Origin of the sequence: Hoyosella subflava DQS3-9A1 (assembly GCF_000214175.1) — a bacterium.
GTDB classification, from domain to species: Bacteria; Actinomycetota; Actinomycetes; order Mycobacteriales; family Mycobacteriaceae; genus Hoyosella; species Hoyosella subflava.
In genome coordinates this window covers 1,251,036-1,271,776 of record NC_015564.1, presented here as the reverse complement: position 1 = coordinate 1,271,776, position 20,741 = coordinate 1,251,036, and the positions used below count along the sequence as shown (strand labels likewise).

General features: G+C 62.6%; 21 protein-coding genes and 2 tRNA genes. 9 read left to right on the top strand and 14 right to left on the bottom strand.

Translation table 11 applies throughout. From position 1 onward, the window contains the following. The first annotated feature begins 135 nt into the window (after positions 1-135). The 4 genes from AS9A_RS05945 to AS9A_RS05930 all read left to right on the top strand — a co-directional run bounded on the left by AS9A_RS05945 (position 136) and on the right by AS9A_RS05930 (position 4,296). Positions 136-1,065 carry an ACP S-malonyltransferase gene (locus tag AS9A_RS05945; RefSeq protein WP_013806026.1) on the top strand — a complete coding sequence of 310 codons (930 nt, stop codon included), beginning with the start codon at positions 136-138 and terminating at the stop codon, positions 1,063-1,065. 69 nt (positions 1,066-1,134) lie between these two features. After that, positions 1,135-1,434, top strand: a complete 300-nt coding sequence (gene acpM / locus AS9A_RS05940; RefSeq protein ID WP_013806025.1) for a meromycolate extension acyl carrier protein AcpM — start codon at positions 1,135-1,137, stop codon at positions 1,432-1,434. Between the two features lie 32 nt (positions 1,435-1,466). Further along, a complete protein-coding gene (locus tag AS9A_RS05935; RefSeq protein WP_041450899.1) occupies positions 1,467-2,711 on the top strand; it encodes a KasA/KasB family beta-ketoacyl-ACP synthase in 1,245 nt (414 codons plus the stop codon). 130 nt (positions 2,712-2,841) lie between these two features. Continuing rightward, a complete protein-coding gene (locus tag AS9A_RS05930; RefSeq protein WP_041450898.1) occupies positions 2,842-4,296 on the top strand; it encodes an acyl-CoA carboxylase subunit beta in 1,455 nt (484 codons plus the stop codon). Positions 4,297-4,305: 9 nt separating this feature from the next. On the opposite strand, the gene AS9A_RS05925 is transcribed toward AS9A_RS05930, so the two are convergent. The 3 genes from AS9A_RS05925 to AS9A_RS05915 form a co-directional block, all read right to left on the bottom strand. Beyond that, positions 4,306-4,818, bottom strand: coding sequence for a DUF3145 domain-containing protein (locus AS9A_RS05925; protein ID WP_013806022.1), 513 nt, complete (start codon positions 4,816-4,818; stop codon positions 4,306-4,308). Positions 4,819-5,000: 182 nt separating this feature from the next. Beyond that, positions 5,001-5,816 carry a serine hydrolase domain-containing protein gene (locus AS9A_RS05920; RefSeq protein WP_013806021.1) on the bottom strand — a complete coding sequence of 272 codons (816 nt, stop codon included), beginning with the start codon at positions 5,814-5,816 and terminating at the stop codon, positions 5,001-5,003. Positions 5,817-5,826: 10 nt separating this feature from the next. Beyond that, positions 5,827-6,345: a hypothetical protein gene (locus AS9A_RS05915; RefSeq protein ID WP_148262408.1), complete on the bottom strand. Its 519-nt coding sequence runs from the start codon at positions 6,343-6,345 to the stop codon at positions 5,827-5,829. A 200-nt stretch (positions 6,346-6,545) separates the two neighbouring features. Between AS9A_RS05915 and AS9A_RS05910 the strand changes: the two genes are divergently transcribed. Continuing rightward, positions 6,546-7,214, top strand: coding sequence for a DNA alkylation repair protein (locus AS9A_RS05910; protein WP_202798203.1), 669 nt, complete (start codon positions 6,546-6,548; stop codon positions 7,212-7,214). A gap of 1 nt (position 7,215) precedes the next feature. Here AS9A_RS05910 and AS9A_RS05905 read toward each other — a convergent pair. Both AS9A_RS05905 and AS9A_RS05900 read right to left on the bottom strand, forming a co-directional pair. After that, positions 7,216-7,289: transfer RNA gene (locus AS9A_RS05905), tRNA-Ile, on the bottom strand. Positions 7,290-7,349: 60 nt separating this feature from the next. Further along, positions 7,350-7,425 (bottom strand) — tRNA-Asn (locus tag AS9A_RS05900). Positions 7,426-7,600: 175 nt separating this feature from the next. On the opposite strand from AS9A_RS05900, the gene AS9A_RS05895 reads away from it, so the two are divergent. Beyond that, positions 7,601-7,873 (top strand): hypothetical protein, encoded by a 273-nt coding sequence (locus tag AS9A_RS05895; protein WP_013806018.1) that lies wholly within the window; start codon positions 7,601-7,603, stop codon positions 7,871-7,873. Positions 7,874-7,879: 6 nt separating this feature from the next. Here AS9A_RS05895 and dnaG read toward each other — a convergent pair whose 3' ends face one another. Genes dnaG through AS9A_RS05880 form a run of 3 tightly spaced genes read right to left on the bottom strand, consistent with a single transcriptional unit; the run spans position 7,880 to position 11,737 of the window. After that, the gene (dnaG, locus tag AS9A_RS05890; protein ID WP_013806017.1) at positions 7,880-9,781 is read right to left on the bottom strand and encodes a DNA primase; all 1,902 of its coding nucleotides are present in this window, start codon (positions 9,779-9,781) and stop codon (positions 7,880-7,882) included. Positions 9,782-9,810: 29 nt separating this feature from the next. Continuing rightward, complete coding sequence (locus AS9A_RS05885; protein WP_013806016.1) at positions 9,811-11,088, bottom strand: deoxyguanosinetriphosphate triphosphohydrolase; 1,278 nt, start codon at positions 11,086-11,088, stop codon at positions 9,811-9,813. A gap of 19 nt (positions 11,089-11,107) precedes the next feature. Next, positions 11,108-11,737, bottom strand: a complete 630-nt coding sequence (locus AS9A_RS05880) for a YdcF family protein (protein WP_013806015.1) — start codon at positions 11,735-11,737, stop codon at positions 11,108-11,110. A gap of 121 nt (positions 11,738-11,858) precedes the next feature. Here AS9A_RS05880 and AS9A_RS05875 point away from each other — a divergent pair, with 121 nt between their 5' ends. Beyond that, complete coding sequence (locus tag AS9A_RS05875; RefSeq protein ID WP_083826467.1) at positions 11,859-13,964, top strand: TPM domain-containing protein; 2,106 nt, start codon at positions 11,859-11,861, stop codon at positions 13,962-13,964. A gap of 97 nt (positions 13,965-14,061) precedes the next feature. On the opposite strand, the gene AS9A_RS05870 is transcribed toward AS9A_RS05875, so the two are convergent. Then, entirely contained in the window at positions 14,062-15,450 is a 1,389-nt protein-coding gene (locus tag AS9A_RS05870; protein WP_013806013.1) for a glycine--tRNA ligase, read from the bottom strand. A 160-nt stretch (positions 15,451-15,610) separates the two neighbouring features. Here AS9A_RS05870 and AS9A_RS05865 point away from each other — a divergent pair, with 160 nt between their 5' ends. Both AS9A_RS05865 and AS9A_RS05860 read left to right on the top strand, forming a co-directional pair. Then, positions 15,611-16,045 carry an ArsR/SmtB family transcription factor gene (locus AS9A_RS05865; RefSeq protein WP_013806012.1) on the top strand — a complete coding sequence of 145 codons (435 nt, stop codon included), beginning with the start codon at positions 15,611-15,613 and terminating at the stop codon, positions 16,043-16,045. 2 nt (positions 16,046-16,047) lie between these two features. Further along, a complete protein-coding gene (locus AS9A_RS05860) occupies positions 16,048-16,488 on the top strand; it encodes a Fur family transcriptional regulator (RefSeq protein WP_013806011.1) in 441 nt (146 codons plus the stop codon). Here the strand turns inward: AS9A_RS05860 and AS9A_RS05855 are convergent. The 5 genes from AS9A_RS05855 to pstB (AS9A_RS05835) form a co-directional block, all read right to left on the bottom strand. Further along, entirely contained in the window at positions 16,474-17,325 is an 852-nt protein-coding gene (locus AS9A_RS05855) for an isoprenyl transferase (protein ID WP_049793668.1), read from the bottom strand. The genes AS9A_RS05860 and AS9A_RS05855 overlap by 15 nt on opposite strands. Further along, on the bottom strand, positions 17,270-18,085 hold the full coding sequence (gene recO, locus AS9A_RS05850; RefSeq protein ID WP_083826466.1) for a DNA repair protein RecO: 816 nt from the start codon (positions 18,083-18,085) through the stop codon (positions 17,270-17,272). Before recO ends, AS9A_RS05855 begins: the two co-directional genes overlap by 56 nt. 55 nt (positions 18,086-18,140) lie before the next feature. Further along, complete coding sequence (locus AS9A_RS05845) at positions 18,141-18,881, bottom strand: response regulator transcription factor (protein WP_148262407.1); 741 nt, start codon at positions 18,879-18,881, stop codon at positions 18,141-18,143. Between the two features lie 65 nt (positions 18,882-18,946). Then, a complete protein-coding gene (gene pstB, locus AS9A_RS05840) occupies positions 18,947-19,843 on the bottom strand; it encodes a phosphate ABC transporter ATP-binding protein PstB (protein WP_013806007.1) in 897 nt (298 codons plus the stop codon). A gap of 76 nt (positions 19,844-19,919) precedes the next feature. Beyond that, the gene (gene pstB, locus AS9A_RS05835) at positions 19,920-20,687 is read right to left on the bottom strand and encodes a phosphate ABC transporter ATP-binding protein PstB (RefSeq protein WP_198156515.1); all 768 of its coding nucleotides are present in this window, start codon (positions 20,685-20,687) and stop codon (positions 19,920-19,922) included. Positions 20,688-20,741: the final 54 nt, after the last annotated feature.

Below are 20,741 nucleotides of genomic sequence, written 5' to 3'. Positions count from 1 at the left end.
CTGTAACGCTCCTGGCAGGTCCGGCGATGGACCTCGGCTTTTGGCCCTTTTTGTGGAAACCCCACAAACCAGCCCGTCAAGGTTGGTACCCAAAAACACCTGAGAAAACCCTGAATAGGGTGTTGTCTTAAGCACGTGATCGCACTACTCGCACCAGGACAAGGCGCTCAGACGCCGGGAATGCTCACGCCATGGCTCGAGCAGCCGGGCGCCGATGACCGCGTTGCGCGCTGGTCGAAGGTCACTGGGCTTGATCTCGTCCGCTTAGGCACCACTGCCGACGCGGATGAAATCACTGACACCGCCGTCACCCAGCCCCTCGTAGTCGCCACCGCACTGCTTGCGTTCGAAGAACTCAAGCGGCTCGGAGCAACCGAGGATCCCGCCTTCGCCAAGCTCACCGCTGGCCATTCAGTTGGCGAACTCGCCGCAGCGGCGATCGCTGGAGTGATCTCCAGCGACGACGCCGTCGCCCTCGCAGCACTGCGCGGGCGTGAAATGGCTAAAGCGTGCGCGCTTGAACCGACCGGAATGACGGCTGTGCTCGGTGGCACCGAGGACGATGTCCTTTCACGGCTCGACGAACTGGGACTCGAAGCGGCCAACCGCAACGCTAAGGGCCAGATTGTCGCGGCAGGCAAGCTCAGCGCGCTCGCTGAACTAGCCGCAGCACCGCCCGCCCGGGCAAAGCTCCGGTCTCTCGCGGTCGCGGGAGCATTCCACACACGGTTCATGGCACCCGCGCGGGACGCCGTGGCAGAAGCAGCCGCATCAATCCCGACCAATGATCCGATGCGGATTCTTCTGTCGAACGCGGACGGCAAGCCGGTCACCACTGGCCGCGCAGCCCTCAACGAGATTGTCGAGCAGATTACGCGGCCAGTTCGCTGGGACCTCTGCACAGCCACAATGGTCGAACTGTCGGTCGAGGGGCTTGCAGAACTACCCCCGGCAGGAACTCTCACCGGTATCGCGAAGCGCGAGATGCGGGGTGTTCCTCAGACCGCACTGAAGACGCCAGACGAGCTCACCAACCTCGGACTGCTGTCGCCGCAGGCTGCCTGATAGCCGCACCACCCAGTAACACCCACCCAAAGCCCAAAGTATGGGAACAGAAGAAGGGAGCCATTCTCCATGGCCGCAACCCAGGAAGATATCGTCGCCGGTCTCGCAGAGATCATTGAAGAAGTCACCGGCATCGAGCCGAGTGAAGTGACGATCGAGAAGTCCTTCGTTGACGACCTTGATATCGACTCCCTGTCGATGGTGGAGATCGCCGTACAGACTGAAGACAAGTACGGCATCAAGATCCCAGATGAGGACCTCGCATCGCTCCGTACCGTGGGCGACGCCGTCAATTACATCCAGAAGCTCGAGGCTGAGGGTGTAGAGGGCGTCAACACTGAAGCTCTCAAGGGCGCAAGCGAGAGCTGACTGTGACTAATCCCGCTACGTCCTCCCCAGCGATGTCCATTGAGACCGGGCCAAATCGGCCCGGTGTCGTCGTCACGGCTATGTCGGCAACCACGTCGATCGCAAGTGACATCGAGCGCACCTGGAAAGGCTTGCTCGCGGGAGAGAGCGGAATTGTGGCGCTCACTGATCCCTGGCTCGAAGAGCTCGGGATGCCCGTGCGGATCGGTGGGCGCCTCAAAGTTCAGCCCTCGGAGTCCCTCACCAAGGTGGAAGCGCGCCGTAACGACTTCGTCGAGCAGCTCGCACTCGTAGAAGGCCGCAAAGCGTGGAGCGAGGCCGGGACACCTGAAGTTGAGAAGGAACGTCTCGGCGTCGTAATCGGTACCGGTATCGGCGGTGTCGATACCTTGGTGCGATCTAACTTCGCGCTGCGGGACGGAGGTGCCCGCAAGGTCTCTCCCATGGCTGTGCCCATGATGATGCCCAACGGCCCCGCCGCAACGGTAGGGCTCGAGATCGGTGCGCGCGCTGGTGTGCACACTCCGGTCTCGGCATGCGCGTCGGGCAGCGAGGCTATCGCGCAGGCTTGGCGGATGATCGTTCTCGGCGACGCGGACGTCGTCGTCGCCGGTGGGGTCGAGTCCTTCCTGGATCCCATGGCGATCGCCGGGTTCTCGATGATGCGTGCGATGAGCACTCGCAATGATGACCCGCAAGGCGCCTCACGACCGTTCGACAAGGACCGTGACGGCTTCGTTTTCGGTGAGGCCGGAGCCATTCTCGTTCTCGAACGCGAGGACTTCGCCCGGGCTCGCGGCGCTACGATTCTTGGTCGTGTACTGGGCGCTGGAATCACGTCCGACGGGTTCCACATCGTCGCCCCCGAACCTGATGGCACGGGCGCCGCTCGTTCCATGAGAAAGGCGATGGCGTCCGCTGGCGTCACTCCGTCAGAGGTGAGCCACGTCAACGCACATGCGACGGCGACTAGCGTCGGCGATATCGCCGAGTCACGCGCAATCAACGCCGCTGTTGGCAAGCATCCCGCTGTGTATGCCGCCAAGTCAGCACTCGGGCACTCTATCGGTGCCGTGGGTGCGCTCGAATCGATCATCACCATCTTGAGCCTGAAAGAAGGGGTCATCCCCCCGACTCTCAACCTCGAGAACCTGGATTCCGAGATCGATCTCGACGTCGTCGCGGGTGAACCGCGTCACGGCCAGTTCGATGTCGCAATCAAGAACTCGTTCGGATTCGGCGGCCATAACGTCTCGCTCGTCTTTGCCCGCCCCTGACGGCACGCTTGGCCGCGCTTTGTGCTCCACAGTGAGGGAGCACAAAGCGCGGCCAACCGGTAACAGATAACGAGACGAATAAGACATATACCGATAGAGCAGTTCGCAGGGACTGGGATTTGGAGGAGCGATGACCGTCTTGGCGCCGAGGACATCTCGCGACACGGCTCCGGACCCTCGGGATCCTTTGGACCGGCTCGAACGGTTCTTCGATCCGGGCTCAGTCAGCCTCCTTCACCCCCGGGACAACTCCGGCGTGCTCGCAGCATCGGGACTCGTTGACGGTGTCCGCGCGATCGCCTACTGCACCGACGGCACGATTATGGGCGGCGCGATGGGTATCGACGGTTGCGCCCACATTGTTTCGGCGATCGATGCCGCTATTGCCGAGAAGCTGCCCGTCGTTGGGCTATGGCACTCCGGCGGTGCCCGCCTAGCAGAAGGAGTTGAAGCGCTCCACGCAGTCGGACGCGTATTCGAAGCAATGGTGCGCGCTTCCGGCACTGTCCCCCAAATCTCCGTTGTCCTCGGCCCCGCAGCCGGTGGCGCGGCGTACGGCCCCGCACTCACCGACGTCGTCATCATGGCCCCAGATAGCAGGGTCTTCGTCACCGGACCAGACGTTGTCCGTTCGGTGACGGGCGAGCAAGTCGATATGGCCTCGCTAGGCGGACCCGAGACGCACACGCGGAAGTCGGGTGTCGCGCACATCGCTGCCGCTGATGAAACCGACGCGATGGCCCAGGCTCGGAGCCTGGCTTCTCTGCTAGCTGACCAGGGTGAATTCGACCTTGCTGCCGCCAAGCATGAGGACTCTGACCTCAAGGCACTGCTTCCCGAATCGAACCGTCGCGCGTACGACATCCATCCCGTTATCCGCCAGTTGCTCGACAGTGTCGACACCGGGCTCGACGGATCCGAATTGTCGACGTTTATCGAGTTACAGGCCAGGTGGGCACCGAATATCGTCGTCGGTTTCGGTCGCCTCGCCGGCCGCACGGTCGGTGTACTCGCGAACAACCCGTTGCGTATGGGCGGGTGTCTGAACTCGGAGAGCGCAGAGAAAGCCTCCAGGTTCGTGCGCATGTGCGACGCTTTCGGGGTCCCCATGGTCGTGCTGGTCGACGTGCCTGGCTACCTCCCTGGCGTCAGCCAGGAGTGGGAAGGTGTAGTGCGTCGCGGCGCGAAACTCCTTCACGCGTTCGCGGAGTCTGTCGTCCCTCGTGTCACCCTCGTCGTACGGAAGGCGTACGGCGGCGCTTACATTGCAATGAATTCCCGTGCACTCGGTGCGACGAAGGTGTTCGCCTGGCCGGACAGCGAAGTTGCTGTCATGGGAGCCAAAGCGGCCGTCGGAATCCTGCACAAGCGCGCCCTTGCTGCCGCGGGGACCGACGAAGAGCGCGAAGCGTTGCACGATCGGCTCGCTGACGAGCATGAGCGCATCGCCGGGGGTGTCGGCCGAGCCATGGACATTGGCGTCGTGGACGAACTCATCGACCCCCGTGAGACTCGAAGCCGGATCGCCCAGGCAATAGCCGAGGCTCCTGCCCGCCGGGGCAGCCACAAGAACATTCCTCTGTGAGTGACCCTCTCAGCCCACGCGGCGCGTCACCCAAGTAACCTCGGCTCCCTCGCCGACCGCGCGGTACGGCTCCAGGTCGTCATCCCACGCGCTGCCTAGTTCGGCGTGAAGAACAGTCGCTAGATCATCTGGGCGTGCCGCTAGAAGTGCCTTGAGCCGCATTTCACCGATCAGCGTGTCGCCATTAGCGCTCATCGTCCCGCGCCACAGCCCAAGATCCGGTGTGTGGCAGAAACGTTCGCCATCCACGCCTTCGCTGGGGTCTTCCGTGACCTCGAAACGCAACTCCGGCCACGCAGCGAGCGCGTTGGCCAGTCGGCTCCCGGTCCCAACGGGACCCACCCAGTTGATCGTCGCGCGCATATTCCCATCCGCAACTGGTTGCGGAGACCAGCGCACGCGCGCACGACCACCAAGCGTCGCCGCAACCACCCAGTCCACATGCGCGCAGACAGCGTTAGGTGATGCGTGCAAGTACACGACACCTGTCGTCGCGTCAGATACCTGACACAAACCCGACACTTAAGCACCTCCGGTTATCTGGAACAGACGAGGAACGTCTTCCCCAAACGGTCCTCAGTCCAGCCGGTGGTACACGCTCGCCCTTCACCCCTGCCGTGTGACAACTGTTAGCGAAGTGCTTGCTGATGCAAGATAGTCTGCCGTGACTTTGCGAATCGCGCTAGTCTTTTGACGAAAATTCGTTACAAGTCTGAGATTTCACTGAGGATATCGTCACTCAGTTCAGGCCATAAAGGCTTTGCCCAGTCACCAAAGTCTCGGTCGGTCAGAACAACGGTTGCGACTCGCACGTTCGGGTCCACCCAAAGAAATGTTCCTGATTGACCGAAATGACCGAACGTGGCGGGAGAGTTTTCCGATCCCGTCCAGTGCGGCGCTTTGTTGCCACGAATCTCGAAACCGAGACCCCACTCATTCGGACGTTGCATCCCGTACCCCGGCACGATGCCGGCGAGATCCGGAAACTGCACAGCCGTTGCCGCACTCAGTGTTTCAGCCGCGAGGAACCTCGGCTCAAGTAACTCTTCCGCGAACCGCGCCAAGTCGTCAACTGTCGAGACCGCCCCATGCCCAGCAGGACCTTCTAGTGCAGTCGATTCCATACCCAGCGGTTCGAACACACCTAGGCGCAGATACTCTGGGAAAGCAATGCCAGTCTTCGATTCAATTAGTTCCGCAAGGACCTCAAAACCAGAACTCGAATAAATTCGCTTAGTGGCAAGTTTCGCTTGAGTGCGCTTTTCCCCGAATGCCAGGCCCGACGCGTGAGAAAGTAAATGACGCACGGTCGAGCCTTCCGGACCGGCCTCCTCATCGAGACCGATCGCGCCCTCTTCGATCGCGATCAGGGAGCCGTAGGCCACGAGAAGTTTCGTGACGGAAGCGAGCTTAAAGACCCGGTCCGTGGGTCCCGTACTCGCCAGCGTCCCCCGCGGCGAAACCACCGCTGCTGAGACGTGCGGGACGGGCCACGAACCGAGCTTCTCGAGAGACTGCACGGAGTAAAGCCTAACCGCCCATCGGGTTCGCTGGCATGAGAGGCAACTCTGGCTGCGGAGCGAAGAGGTCGAAGTACATGCCGCCCGCGATCAGCAGCCCGATCACGCCCAGCGCGACGCCAGCCCAGGCCAGCGCTCTCACCCAGGCCCGTTCATCGTTTCGTGCCGCCAGCATGCCCAGCAAGGCTGCGCCCAGAAGCACAGCAACCAGCGCGAACGCGCCATTCACGAGCGCAGTCATATTCCACGGCGCACCATAGATGGAGTCGATCTCGTCACCCGCGACACCGGTCGCCGCATCGATTTGCCCCAGCAGATCTTGCCGGGACCGCATCATGTCGGCGAGTGGGGTACCGACGACGGAGGCGAGCCCAAGGCCCACGCTGACTACAGCGCCCGCGCCCGTCGCGGCTCCCCTGCCGGAGGCGAATTTAGGCGGACTTTGTGGACTTTGTGGCGTCCCCGCCTCCACATCATTGTCGGTCTTGTCGTCAACGAACTCTAAGCTACTCGTCTTTTCTGAAGTCATCGGCAGCGAGTGTAGGGGCAGAATTTAAGACGAAGATAAGCGACCGGAGTCGGCATTGCCTCACCGGTCGTGCAGAGAAACGGTTGCCGTCACGCGGAGTGTCTGGTGCATTTCTCAGGACGAGTGCGCGCATCGGCGCCGAAGCCTCGTCGTAGGCTGACCCCCACACGCGTCGGACGGAGGTTGAGGTGGCTCAGGTGATGGTGGCCGAGGTGATGGCGGAGTTGGCTGCGCTTGAGGACCCGAAGGTCCGCGCGGTGAACGAAAGGCACGGTGACGATCACGGCGTGAACCTCACCAAACTGCGCGCGCTCGCCAAGCGGCTCAAGACCCAGCAGGAACTTGCACAAGGACTTTGGGGAACCAGCGACACCGCGGCAAGACTGCTGGCGATCCTGATCTGCCGCCCCAAAGCATTCGACCGGGACGCGTTAGACACAATGCTTCGCCAAGCGCGGTCACCCAAGGTTCAGGACTGGCTCGTGAACTACGTCGTGAAGAAGAGCCCTCATGTCGAAGCCCTTCGCCAGACCTGGTGCGCTGACCCTGATCCGATCGTCGCAAGTGCGGGATGGGCGCTGACCACTGATCGTGTGGCGAAGAAACCCGAAGGCCTCGACCTTCCGGGGTTGCTCGACACCATCGAAGCCGAGATGAAAGACGCTCCGGATCGCTTGCAGTGGGCAATGAATCACTGCCTGGCCCAGATCGGCATCGACCACGCCGAGCACCGCGCCCGCGCAATCGGCATCGGGGAGCGCCTCGAAGTACTCAAGGACTATCCGACTCCCCCGAACTGCACGTCACCGTACGCGCCGATCTGGATCACTGAAATCGTGCGCCGCCAGCATGGCGAGCGACGAACCTAAGTGGGGCGGGCGGGGCTCGAACCCGCGACCAGCGGATTATGAGTCCGCGGCTCTAACCGACTGAGCTACCGCCCCTGGGCAGAACTACCATACACAGCTTTAAGGCCCTCCGCCGCAGGGTGGAGGGCCTATTTCTGGCTCCTCCGGCTGGACTCGAACCAGCAACCGTCCGATTAACAGTCGGATGCTCTGCCAATTGAGCTACGGAGGAATGCCCTGGCCCGCGAACGGGCCTTGCCGACTTTAGCGCATCCTCCCCCACTTTTGCCAAATCGAGAGGAAGCACCAAGTGCTGTGTCACTAGCGCGCTGCGCGGCGACCTGAGGCAAGATGGAACATGCATCAACCGTTGATCCCGAGGATTCGAGCCGGGGAGGCTTTCGCTCATGATTGGTCTGTTAGTCGGCGTCGCTGCCGGGTACGTCCTGGGTACCCGCGCGGGACGCGAGCGTTTCGAACAGATCAGCCGGACGGCCCGTACCGTAGCGACCAGTCCGGCCACGAAGAAAGCGATCGAAGTCGGTCGCCAGAAGCTCTCCGACGCGCTAAGCACCACACCGAAGCTGGAGCGGATCGCTGATATCGACGACAGTACGTCGGTTTATGCGCCGCAGGAGGCGGCACGTGGCCAGGCGAACCTCAACGGGTCGCGGCGCTGAGGTCGACTAGACGAGTCCACTCTCTGCCCCGTCGCCAACTGCCTTATGCAGCAGACTTCGCCTGTACTCTTCCAGCGCAACTAGATCTCCGAATAGTGCATGGTACTCACCGGGGTCCTCGCTCGGGGACATTCGCTGCAGCCTGGACTTGAGGTCTGCGACCTGGCGCCCCACCCAGACCTCCTGCAAACGCGCGAGCACACCACCGATATACCGCGGCACGCTGGCTTCCTCCACCGGCATGGATTCCACCGCGAGTTCTGACACGAGCGATCTCAGCGGATCGTCATCGTCGAGTTCCCTCATTACCAGCTCAAGCCAGGTGGCGCCGGCATGTCCACTGCCAGCACCTCCGGCGTCGGCCATGGCTCGACGGATGCGGAGATACGCCGGGTGCCGGAACGATTCGTCTGGCAGCGAATCGAACACCGTACCGGCGACGCCGGGGTACTGGAGCCCTGCCTTGAGCGCCTCGCGTTCCGGCCAGACCGAGGGGTCACGTGGATCTGGCCGGGATGCCGCGCCGCTCTTGCCGTTGCGCTTTGATTGCGTCGGCCCCTGCGCCGCACCACCGCTGTGTTGCTGCGCGTACTCCCGGACGCGCTGCCGTACCTGCGCTTCCTTCTCCCAGCCGACCCAATCGGCGAGCTGCTTTGCATAGTCATCCCGCAGGGCAGTGTCCTTGATCTTGGCAACGACAGGCACGGCCCGCCGCAGCGCCTCAACCCTTCCCTCCGAGGTCTCGAGGTCATGCTCCCCGAGTATCGAGCGCACCACGAAGGCGAAGAGCGGACTCCTGCGTGCAACCAGGTCTCGCACCGCCGCATCTCCGCGCTCCACCCGTAGATCGCACGGATCCATGCCTGCGGGCGCTACCGCTACGAACGTCTTTCCTGCGACTTTCTGATCACCCTCGAACGCTTTGAGAGCTGCCTTTTGCCCTGCCTCGTCCCCATCGAAAGTGAAGATCACTTCCCCGCGGAAGTAACTATCGTCCATCAGTAGCCGACGCAGCAGCCCGACGTGCTCGTCACCAAAGGCCGTACCGCACGCGGCCACCGCGGTCGTGACACCTGCGAGATGCATGGCCATGACGTCGGTGTAGCCCTCGACGATCACCACCTGATGCGACTTCGCTATTTCACGCTTGGCAAGATCGAGGCCGAACAGCACCTGCGATTTCTTGTAGAGCACGGTCTCGGGTGTGTTCAGGTACTTGGCCTGCTGTACGTCGTCGTCGAACAAACGCCTCGCACCGAAACCAATCACATCGCCAGACAGGTTCCGGATCGGCCATAGCAACCGCCGATGAAAGCGATCGATCGGGCCACGTTTGCCCTGCTTCGACAGCCCCGCTGCTTCGAGTTCTTTAAATTCGAAGCCCTGCGTCAAAAGGTGCTTGGTCAGGCTGTCCCATCCACTAGGTGCGTAGCCGCAACCGAACTGGACTGCGGCCGCACCATCGAAGTGACGTTCCTTGAGGTACTGGCGCGCCACCTCCGCTTCCGGGGTGGACAGCTGGCGCGCGTAGAACTGCTGGGCGGCCGCGTTGGCAGCCACAAGCCGTGTTCGAGTTCCGCGATCCCGCTGTACCGACGTCCCGCCACCTTCATAGGTGATGCGGTAGCCCGAGCGGTCGGCGAGCTGTTCCACCGCTTCGGCGAAACTGATGTGCTCGATTTTCTGCAGAAAACTGTAGATATCGCCACCCTCGCCACAGCCGAAACAGTGGAAGTGCCCGTGGCTCGGTCGCACGTGGAAGGAGGGAGTCTTCTCGTCGTGGAAGGGACATAACCCCTTCAACGACGTTCCGGCACGGCGGAGCGAAACATACTCACCGACGAGTTCATCGATGGGTACGCGATCGCGGATTGCCGCGATGTCTCGTTCAGGAATACGGCCAGCCACGCGACGAGTCTACGGCGTCATTGGAGCCTTCAGCCCCACGCTGCCTGCGCTCCCCTGCTTGCGCGGTCAAGTCGCTCGAGGCGACTCTCGGTGTATGACGCAATCTGATCGACCACGACGCGGGTGCGCTGGGCGTCTGACTGTGCCCGCTCCCAGAAAGGCACGAAGATCGGATCGAGCTCGCCAGGTGATGTGTGCAGCAGATATTGCGCCATTCGGTGGATTCGGTCCCGCTCCCGTTCCTGCTTCGCACGGTGCGCCGGATCCGAGAAGACAAATCTCAGCGCGATTGTTTTGAGGATCGCAACCTCGGATTCGACAACCTGCGGGATGTGCAGATCGCAGTCGTAACGCGCGACCCGCACCGCGCCGCATGAAGCGCGCGTAGCAGCGATCGCGGCGGAGGCGAATCGGCCCACCAGCTCACTGGTCAGTCGCTTGAGTGCGACAGAACTATCCAGCGTCCCGTCGTAAGTCCGCACCGCCTTGACCACCGGCAGCGCGGACAGACGCTGGGCCGCTTCGATCAGGATCGCGTCATCAATCTCTTTGAACTCCCGGTGCCCCACCGCAGCGAGTTCGCGCTGCTCCGCCGGGTCAGCGAGCGCTCTCAAGTCAAGTCGGCCTTCGATCACACCGTCCTCCACGTCATGGACCGAGTACGCGACATCGTCGGCCCAATCCATGATTTGCGCTTCAAGGCACTTCTGTTTGCCGGGCGCACCGCGCCGCAGCCACGCCAGAACGTGGTCATCATCGTCGTAGGCGCCGAACTTCGCGCCCGGAGCCGGGCGTGTCCAGGGATATTTGGTGGCCGCGTCAAGCGCCGCGCGCGTGAGATTGAGACCCACGCTCTCACCGGCCGGGTCGAGAAGCTTGGGCTCCAGCCTGGTTAGGATCCGCAGGTTCTGAGCGTTTCCCTCGAAACCGCCGCACTCGGCCGCAACCTCATTGAGGGCCCGTTCACCGTTGTGGCCGTAAGGTGGGTGCCCAATATCGTGTGCAAGTCCGGCGAGGTCCACCAGGTCGGGATCGCAGCCCAGCCCGTCGGCAATTCCGCGGCCGATCTGCGCGACCTCGAGCGAATGGGTGAGCCGGGTGCGCGGCGTATCACCTTCCTGCGGCCCGACAACCTGTGTTTTGTCGGCGAGACGGCGTAAGGCAGCAGAATGCAAGACGCGCGCACGGTCCCGGCTGTATGGCGTCCGGTGCTGCGAAGACGTCCCTTCCAACAGGGAGTTCTTACCCCCTTCGGGCACACGCCGCTCCGCGTCGTGGTCGGTGTAAAGAGAGCCGCGCTCAATCATGTGCGTTCGCTTCTATGAGTCAGAGGCCAGGTACGTTACGCAGTTCGTTAGATGAGTGGGTGAATTGGTAGTAAAGCAGAGCGGCGGTCTCGCGCGCGATTCCACGGAATTGTGATTCTCTCGTCAGCACCGCGGGCCCGGACCGCGAAGGGGCCGTAGTCGTCTCCAATCCCGCGTCGTTAGCCATTACGCGGGTACGCAGTGAATGCCACGGATCCGTGGTGATCACGACAGACGAAAGCCCAAGACCGCTGAGCTCGCGCGAAATGGCACGCACGCTCTCCAGCGTGTCCGCACCCTCTTCGACAGCAAGCACGTCAGCGGCGGGAATACCCGTGGACTCCAGATACGACTTGCCGGCGGCTGCCTCAGTGAACACGTCGCCCACCTGCTTGCCGCCGACAGTAACTATGAGTGGAGCGACGCCCTGCTCGTAGAGCGCAGCCGCCTGGTCTAACCGAGATCTGAACACATCGGACGGGACGCCGTTATATTGCGCCGCCCCGAGAACCGCGATTGCGTCAACGGGTGAGTAGTCGTTTACTCGCGCGACCTGCCACACCCGCGCGGCGGTACCAGCAACGAGCACGATAGCTATCAGGACCACACCGATGAGCAAACGGCTCACCCAGCGCCCGACCACCGCCACCACACATCCCCCATCTACCGGCTTTGCTCAGGCGCAATGCCTCGCGCCCCGGTACCAGTGTGCCAGCAGTTCGATCACTGCCCGTAATGCCGGGTCTCCATGACTCCGCTAGATTCAGAGCATGCACCTTGGGCGATCAGATGTGCGAGCAATAGGCAGGCGACCGGGTCGCAGCGCCTTCGCGGCAATCATGTTCATGCTTGCCACGCTGCTCTTGGGAGCTCCTGCTGCCTCAGTCGCAGAGCCACCTCTGCGCCTTGATGATCGCATCGTTGACAACGTCGGTGCGCTTTCAGCTGGCGACATCGAACGGATTCGCCCTGAGTTTGATGAGCTTTACGACGAGCAGCGGATCCGCCTCTGGGTGGTCTACACAGATACCTTCATGGATTTTGATGGCCAAACGTGGACCGACGCCACGTCCGCCATCAGCGGTTTCGGTGACAACGACGTACTTCTCGCTGTCGCAGTCACCGACCGGCAGTACTTTCTCAATCTGCCGAATTCGATGACTGCTGTTTCCAGCTCGGAGGAACGCGCCATCCTGCGCGACGATATTGAGCCCGCGCTTTCGGAGGACCTCTGGGCTGACGCGGCGATCGGTGCCGCCAATGGACTGGCACGCGCTGCCGCACCGTCCACGTCGAGCCCAGTGCCAGTGTTGATTGTTCTGGGCGGAATCGCGGGGTTTATCGCGTTCCTCGTGGTGCGTTCTAAGCGCCGCGCGGCACGTACTCATGCTCGCAATGTCGCATCGCTGGACAACATCGATCTCACGGACCGCACCGCCCTCGCGCAGGTCCCTGCATCAGCGCTGGACACAAAATCGAAGGCGATGCTGGTTGAGACTGATGATGCGATCCGTACCAGCGGAGAAGAACTCGCGCGCGCCCGGGATGAATTCGGAGACAGCTCGGTTTCCCAGTTCACACAGGCTCTGACCAATGCAAAACGAGCGCTTGGCCGTGCGTTCGAGATTCGTCAGCGTCTCGACGACGCGATCCCCGAGACGCCGCCGCAGCGCCATCAAATGCTTGTCGATCTCGTAGCGACCTGCGCTACGGCAGACAGGGAGTTGGATGCACAAGTTGAGGCATTCGACGCGAAGCGTGACCTGCTAATCTCCGCTCCCGAGCGCCTCGATTCACTCACTCAGGACGTCGTCGCCGTGACGGTCCGCATTCCGGAAGCGGAGGGCGCACTCGAGTCACTTCGCGCCCAGTTCGCACCGTCGGTGCTTGGCGCAATCGAAAAGAACCCCGCACTCGCTAAAGATCACGTCACTCTGGCTGAGGAATCGATATCCGAGGCGCGTCGCGCGCTCAACCGCGGTGACTCGGCGAATGTGATCGCCTCCCTTCGCGCTGCGGAGGCTGCGGTCAGCCAGGCGCGCGAGCTAGTCGAAGGTGTTGCACACGCAGAAATCGACATTCGGTCAGCTATCACGCGTCTCCCTGAGGCGATGACTGACCTTGAAAAGGACATTGAACGTGCCCGCCAACTCGCGAATGCGGGCGGTCCCGAACTTAACGCTGTGCGCGCTGCGGCCGAGGAGGCATTGATGAAGGCGCGTGACGCCCGGGAATCTAATCCTCTCGGGAGCCTCCATCACATTGTCGAAGCGGACGCCGCACTCGATGAACTACTGGCCAGAGCGCAGGAAGCGTCCGAGCGCGAACAGCACGCTCGGCGAACTCTGGCGAATGACCTTTCCGCCGCTGACGCGCACATCACGGCGGCACGCGACTTCATCTCGACTCGGCGCGGCGCCATCGGCGCGGAGCCGCGCACGAGGTTGTCGGAAGCGGAACGCCACGCTGGGTATGCGCGCCACATCGCTCACTCTGACCCGGTTACCGCACTCGAGCACGCTCGCGCGGCAGTGAAACTCGCGCAGCAAGCGCTCTCCTATGCGCGCAGTGAGGTGTCGTCCTGGGAATCGCAGCAGCGCACCAACTTTGCCAATGTGGGGCAGACGGGCGGTGGCCCTGGGTCGATGACCAACGTCGTGGTGGGCGGGATGCTCGGCGGAATTCTGATGGACGCAATGCGCAGCGGCAGTGGTTCGCGCCATCGAAGCAGCGGTTTTGGCACAACACGCAGCGGATCGACAGGCGGCTTCAGCACTGGCCGGTCGTCCAGCGCCCGCAGGTCATCGAACGTGCGGTCGCGTTCGTTTGGCGGCCCCCGGAGTTCGGGCCGGCGAGGCGGCGGCGGGCGTTTCTAAGGCGCCAAAACGGCCACACACCGCGAGTCCCGGCCACACACCCACTGCTGGCGGTGTGTGGTCCCTACTCGCGGTGCGCGGTGCGCCAGCGCTCCCGCTAAACGCCGATCAGGTGCTTTGCGAGGTATCCCTCGACCTGGTCGATGGCGATGCGTTCCTGGCTCATCGAATCACGTTCGCGGACCGTCACGGCGTGGTCATCGAGAGTGTCGAAGTCGACGGTAATGCAGAACGGGGTACCAATTTCGTCCTGGCGCCGATAGCGGCGGCCGATAGCGCCTGCGTCGTCGAACTCGACGTTCCAATGCTGCCGCAGACGCGCCGCGAGGTCTTTCGCCTTCGGTGTGAGGTCGGCATTCCGGCTCAGTGGCAGTACCGCCGCCTTGACGGGTGCGAGCCGCCGGTCGAGGCGCAGGACGACGCGCGTGTCGACACCGCCCTTCGCGTTCGGCGCCTCATCCTCTGAGTACGCGTCCACAAGGAACGCCATCAGTGATCTCGTGAGGCCAGCTGCGGGCTCAATAACGTACGGCGTATAGCGGCTGCCGGTCGTCTGGTCGTAGTAGGACAGCTCGACACCGGAGTGCTTGGCATGCGTAGAGAGGTCAAAGTCGGTCCGGTTCGCAACACCCTCGAGTTCACCCCAGCCGCTGCCGTGGAAGCCGAACATGTACTCGATGTCGACGGTGCGCTTCGAGTAGTGCGACAGCTTGTCCTTCGGGTGCTCGAACAACCGCAGGTTATCGGGGTTAATACCGAGTTCGGTGTACCAGGAGAAGCGGTAGTCAATCCAGTACTGGTGCCAATCTTCGTCGGTGCCCGGCTCGACGAAGAACTCCATTTCCATCTGCTCGAACTCGCGAGTCCGGAAGATGAAGTTGCCGGGAGTGATCTCGTTGCGGAAGCTCTTGCCGATCTGGCCGATGCCGAAGGGTGGCTTCTTGCGCGCGGTGGTCATGACGTTCGCGAAGTTCACGAAGATGCCCTGGGCCGTCTCAGGCCGCAGGTAGTGCAGACCCTCTTCGTCGTCGACCGGCCCAAGGAAGGTCTTCATCAGTCCGGAGAACGCGCGCGGTTCCGTCCAGTTGCCCGGCTGCCCGGTGTCGGGATCGGAGATGTCCGCGAGACCATTGGCGGGCGGCTTGCCGTGTTTCGCCTCGTACGCTTCGAGAAGGTGGTCGGCGCGATACCGCTTGTGGGTGTAGAGGGACTCAACGAGAGGGTCTGTGAACACTTCGACGTGGCCGGAGGCTTCCCAGACCTGACGTGGGAGGATGACTGACGAGTCCAGTCCTACGACGTCGTCGCGGCTGGTGACCATGTTGCGCCACCACTGCTTCTTGATGTTGTCTTTCAGCTCGACACCCAGCGGACCATAGTCCCAGGCGGAGCGCGTGCCACCGTAGATTTCACCGCACGGGAAAACTAGCCCGCGGCGCTTGCAGAGGTTGACGACCGTGTCGATGCGGTTGGACTTGCCTGCCACTGAAGGAGCACTCCATCTCGTCGATTAGGTAATTCTGGGTTCCCAGCCGAAGTCAGTGTAGGCGGACTATCGCGCGTACGGTAAACCGGCGCCCGGCCACCCCGGCTGAGCAACACGCCATCCTCGTCGTTGACATGCGCATCAATGCATACAACAATGGATGTTGTTTCCATTTTCGACAAGGTCCGACAAGGAGAGCGCCGTTCTGAACACCCCTGGCGTAACATCCGGTGACCCCACCGCTGAGCCGCTGCATGTGCAGTCAGCACGCCCCGACCACAGAGACCGGGCAATTCCGCCCGCACCGATGCCACCGCAGCGGTCCCTGATCGCGGCGGGCGAGTTGCTGCGCGCCCTCGCCGCACCAGTCCGGATCGCGATCGTGCTGCAACTGCGTGAGTCCGAGCGTTGCGTACATGAGCTCGTCGATGCCCTGGGGGTCACGCAGCCGCTGATTAGCCAGCACCTTCGCGTGCTGAAGTCCGCTGGTGTCGTCCACGGGGAAAGGTCGGGGCGCGAGGTGCTCTATAGCCTCGTGGACGATCATCTTGCCCACATCGTTGCCGACGCTGTCGCACACGCCGAGGAGGAATAGGTATGTCCGCGCCCGCAGGATCCCAACGCAAGCGCCCCTCACCAGCGATCGGAGTCCGCTCAACCCGCCAGCGCGCTGCCGTGACAGCGCTGCTCAACGATGTCGAGGAGTTCCGTTCCGCTCAAGATATTCACGATGAGCTGCGCCGCCGCGGCGAAGGCATCGGGCTGACAACGGTGTATCGCACGCTGCAGTCGCTGGCAGAGACCGGCGCTGTCGATGTGCTTCGCACTGATAACGGCGAAGCCGTATACCGCAGATGCTCGTCGGGCCACCACCACCACTTGGTGTGCCGGGACTGCGGATTCACCGTCGAGATCAAGGGCGACGAGGTTGAGCGCTGGTCGCATTCGATCGCTTCGGAGAACGGTTTCACTGACATCAGTCATATCGTCGAAGTCTTCGGCATCTGCCGGGAGTGTCAGCACTCAGGGAGCGTCTAGAGGCCGCACACCTCCGTACCGGCGGTCCCGCTTCGCGTACTCCACACACGCGTTCCACAGATCGCGCCGGTCGAAGTCAGGGAAAAGTTTCTCCTGAAAGACGAACTCCGCGTAGGCCGATTGCCATAGCAGGAAGTTCGACGTGCGCAGTTCGCCTGAGGGCCGGAGGAACAGATCGACATCAGGCATATCCGGCTCGTCGAGATGCCGCGCGAACGTCGCTTCGGTAATTCGCTCGGGGTTGATCTCCCCTGCCGCTGCCTTGCGTGCGATCTCCCGCGTGGCGTCGACGATCTCAGCGCGCCCCCCGTAATTCACGCACATCGTGAGGGTCATGACCGTGTTGTGTTTTGTCAATTCCTCGGCAACCTCGAGTTCGCGTATGACGCTGCGCCACAGCCTCGGACGCCGGCCTGCCCAGCGGACGCGTACGCCCATCTCGTTCATTTCGTCGCGGCGCCGACGGATCACATCGCGGTTGAATCCCATGAGGAAGCGGACTTCCTCTGGGCTGCGGCGCCAGTTCTCTGTGGAGAAGGCGTAGGCAGACAGCCAGGAAACCCCCATTTCGATGCACCCGCACACAGCGTCCATGAGGACTGCTTCACCTCGCTTATGGCCCTCGGTGCGCGGCAAGCCCCGCTCCTCGGCCCAGCGGCCGTTGCCGTCCATGACAAGGGCGACATGCTTCGGCACGAATTCTCGCGGCAGAGAGGGCGGCTTGGCGCCGGACGGGTGCGGGTCAGGCGGACGCACCGAATGCGCCGCTGCATCTGCGCTGCTAGATCCCGCTCGCCAGGGGCCCCGTCGGTAATGTCGCTGTGTCACACCCTTCATCTTGCACGACCCCGGCCTGGGCATGAGGGCGGGATCGCTCAATCAGCGGGAGTGTGCGAAGTTGCCGTTCCAGGTGCCATTGAAGGTGTGCAGCAGTGAGACCACTTGCCTGGCTACGAACCTGCGTGGCTGTCTGCTCGGCGTAACCCCACTCCCCTGTCACCAAGGCATCCATGAGGTCGAGAACCCCAGCTGAGGGTGTCGCCGCACCCGGCGGACGACAATGAACACACACGGACCCGCCCGCTGCCACGTGAAAAGCACGGTGCGGCCCGTGTACGCCACATCGTGCACAGTCCCGCAGCGCGGGAGCCCAGCCAGCAAGCCCCATCGCACGCAGCAGAAACGCATCCAGCACCAAGCCCGTCTCCCGCTGCCCCTGCCCTACGGCGCGCAGCGCACCGACCGTCAGCTGGTACAAACGCGGAACCGGTGCGTGTTCCTCCCCCGCGAGACGTTCTGCGGTCTCGAGAATCGCGCAGCCCGTGGTATAGCGCCCATAGTCGCAGGCGATATCGGACGCGAACGTATTCACTGCATGGACCTGAGTGACAATGTCGAGGTTACGGCCAGGATGAAGCAGCACGTCAACATGATTGAAAGGCTCGAGTCGCGCACCAAACTTCGACCTGGTGCGCCTGATTCCCTTCGCGACAGCACGGACGATGCCATGCTCTCGGGTCAAGAGCGTAAGGATACGGTCAGCCTCGCCCAGCTTGTGCTGGCGCAGCACCACCGCGCAATCCCGGTACAACCTCACCCGTACAGTCTCTCACTGAACTCTGACAGTTTGCGGACTCCGCGCGGGTGTTCCGTCACGCGCTGGGCGCGCGGAACTGGTACCCGAACCCGCGTATCGCTCGTATCCACTGAGGGTTGGCCTCGTCGTCCCCGAGCCGACGCCGCAACCTTGCGATATGAACCGTCAGGGTATTGCTGTGTGTGGCTGAGCCATGCCAGGCCGCGTCGATCAGCTCCTGCCTGCTGACAACCGCGCCTTCATGCTCGGCGAAATATCGGAGCAGTGCGAACTCCCGCGGTGGCAGGCGCGTGCATTCACCATCTAGCCACATCTGCGGGGTGACCGCATCGACCCGCAGCCGGCCGAGGCTCAGGGCTTGCGGCCGTGACTGCCATGGACTCCCCGCCCGGACGTAAGACTGCAACAGCGCAGGCAGCTCGCGCAGCCGGTACGGCCGCGGAATGACGATGTTTGCCTTCGCGGCCGCACGCGCCGCGAAAGCGCCCGAGTCCGCATCCGCTCCCGCGAACAGTGGCAGCTCAGGTTCAGAGGCGCGGACGATCGACAGAAACTCGATCGTGCCGATCCGTCCGCCCACGTTCGCGGCGATCACTACATCCGGCTGGAGGCGCCCGACCAGTAAGAGCGCCTCAGCAGGGTCAGGGCAGACGTGAACATCAAACCCGTAACTGCTGAGCCCAACGACGAGTTCGTCGACGAGTTGCCGGTCATCATCCACGACAAGGATGAAGGGGCGCGCACGGGCCGCCCCGCGGCTGTCCGCTGATCCCGCGTTCGCCACGTGCATGTCCATGTTCGCTACCACTGCCTGCCCACCGCCGATACCCCGATTTCCTGACTCTGCACGGAACTGTCTGCTCAGCCGAAGCGGCCGGAGATGTACGCTTCAGTACGCTCGTCGCCCGGGTTGCTGAACATCTTGGCGGTATCGTCGAACTCGACAAGTCTCCCGGTGCGATCGCCGTGCTCGTCGGCCTCCGCGGTGAAGAACGCGGTGCGCTGCGAAACACGCGCAGCTTGCTGCATGTTGTGTGTGACGATGATGATCGTGAATTCCTGCGCAAGGGAATCCATCAGATCTTCGATCTTGAGCGTCGCGATCGGGTCGAGCGCGGAACACGGCTCATCCATCAGAATCACTTCAGGCTTGGTCGCAATCGCGCGCGCGATGCAGAGCCGCTGCTGCTGACCGCCCGAAAGGGCGAGAGCACTGCCCTTCAGGTTGCTTTTCACCTCATCCCAGATTGCGGCTTTGCGCAGCGCCTCTTCGACGAGGTCATCCATGCTGTCGACCTGCATCTTGGTGACGCGCGGGCCGTATGCGACGTTGTCGTAGATCGACTTCGGGAACGGATTCGGCTTCTGGAAGACCATGCCGATCCGGCGACGCACTTCGTTGACGTCCACTCCGGCGCCGTAGATGTCTGTGCCTTCGAAACGAATCATGCCTTCGACCCGCGCACCGGGAACGAGATCGTTCATCCGGTTAAGGCAACGCAGGACGGTCGACTTACCGCAGCCCGACGGTCCGATCAGAGCGGACACCTCATTCCGGTTGAACGTCATGTTGACGTCCCGGACAGCGAGGAACTTCTTGTAGAACACCTTGACGTCATCGCAGGTGATTGCGGGTCCGCTGCGACTAACGGATCGCGCTGCCTTCGCGTGCTGCAAGTCGATCTGCACGCCAGGTGTCCGCGCCTGGGATACAGCACCGGCGTTGGTCATGCTGCCTGTCGGGACCGTGTGTGCCATTGGCGTTCCTCCTTGAGTGTCGGTAGGCAACTCGCCGGAGCGCGACGGGGACCCCGTCGCGCCCGGTGGCCTACGGTCAGCCGAATCGACCACTGATGTAGTCCTCGGTCCGCTTGTTCGTTGTTTTCGTGAAGATGTATTCGGTGTCCGCGAATTCGACGAGCTCACCGGGGCGACGGTCTGCGTCACCGTCTTCGACACTGAAGAAGGCGGTCTTGTCCGACACGCGCCCTGCTTGCTGCATGTTGTGGGTGACGATGACGATCGTCAGCGTGCCAGCGAGCTCACGGATGAGATCCTCGATCTTGAGCGTCGCAATGGGGTCGAGTGCAGAGCACGGCTCATCCATGAGCAGCACCTCGGGCTCGACCGCGATCGCGCGCGCGATGCACAAGCGTTGCTGCTGGCCGCCCGAGATCGCGGTGCCGCTGTCTTTCAGCTTCTTGTAGACCTCATCCCACAGTCCCGCTCGCTGCAGCGACCGCTCGACCAGATCGTCCATGTTGCCCTTGTAACCATTGAGCCGCGGGCCGAATGCAACGTTGTCGTAGATCGACATCTGGAACGGGTTTGGACGCTGGAAGACCATGCCGATCCGGCGGCGCACTTCGGCGGCATCGATATCGTCGTCGTACATGTTCTCGCCGTTGAAATTGATGGTTCCGCCGACCGTCGTGCCCGGGATCAGATCATTCATCCGGTTCAGGCAGCGCAGCAGCGTCGACTTGCCGCAGCCCGACGGACCGATCAGGGCGGTTACCCGGTTGCGCGGGATGTCGAAGCTGACGTTCCGCAGCGCCACGAAGCTCCCATATGTCACCGAGGCGTCGGCAATCTCGAACACGGGATCGTCAACAGCGCTCCGGTCTGCCGTGGTTTCAGTGAGGTGTGCAGTCAC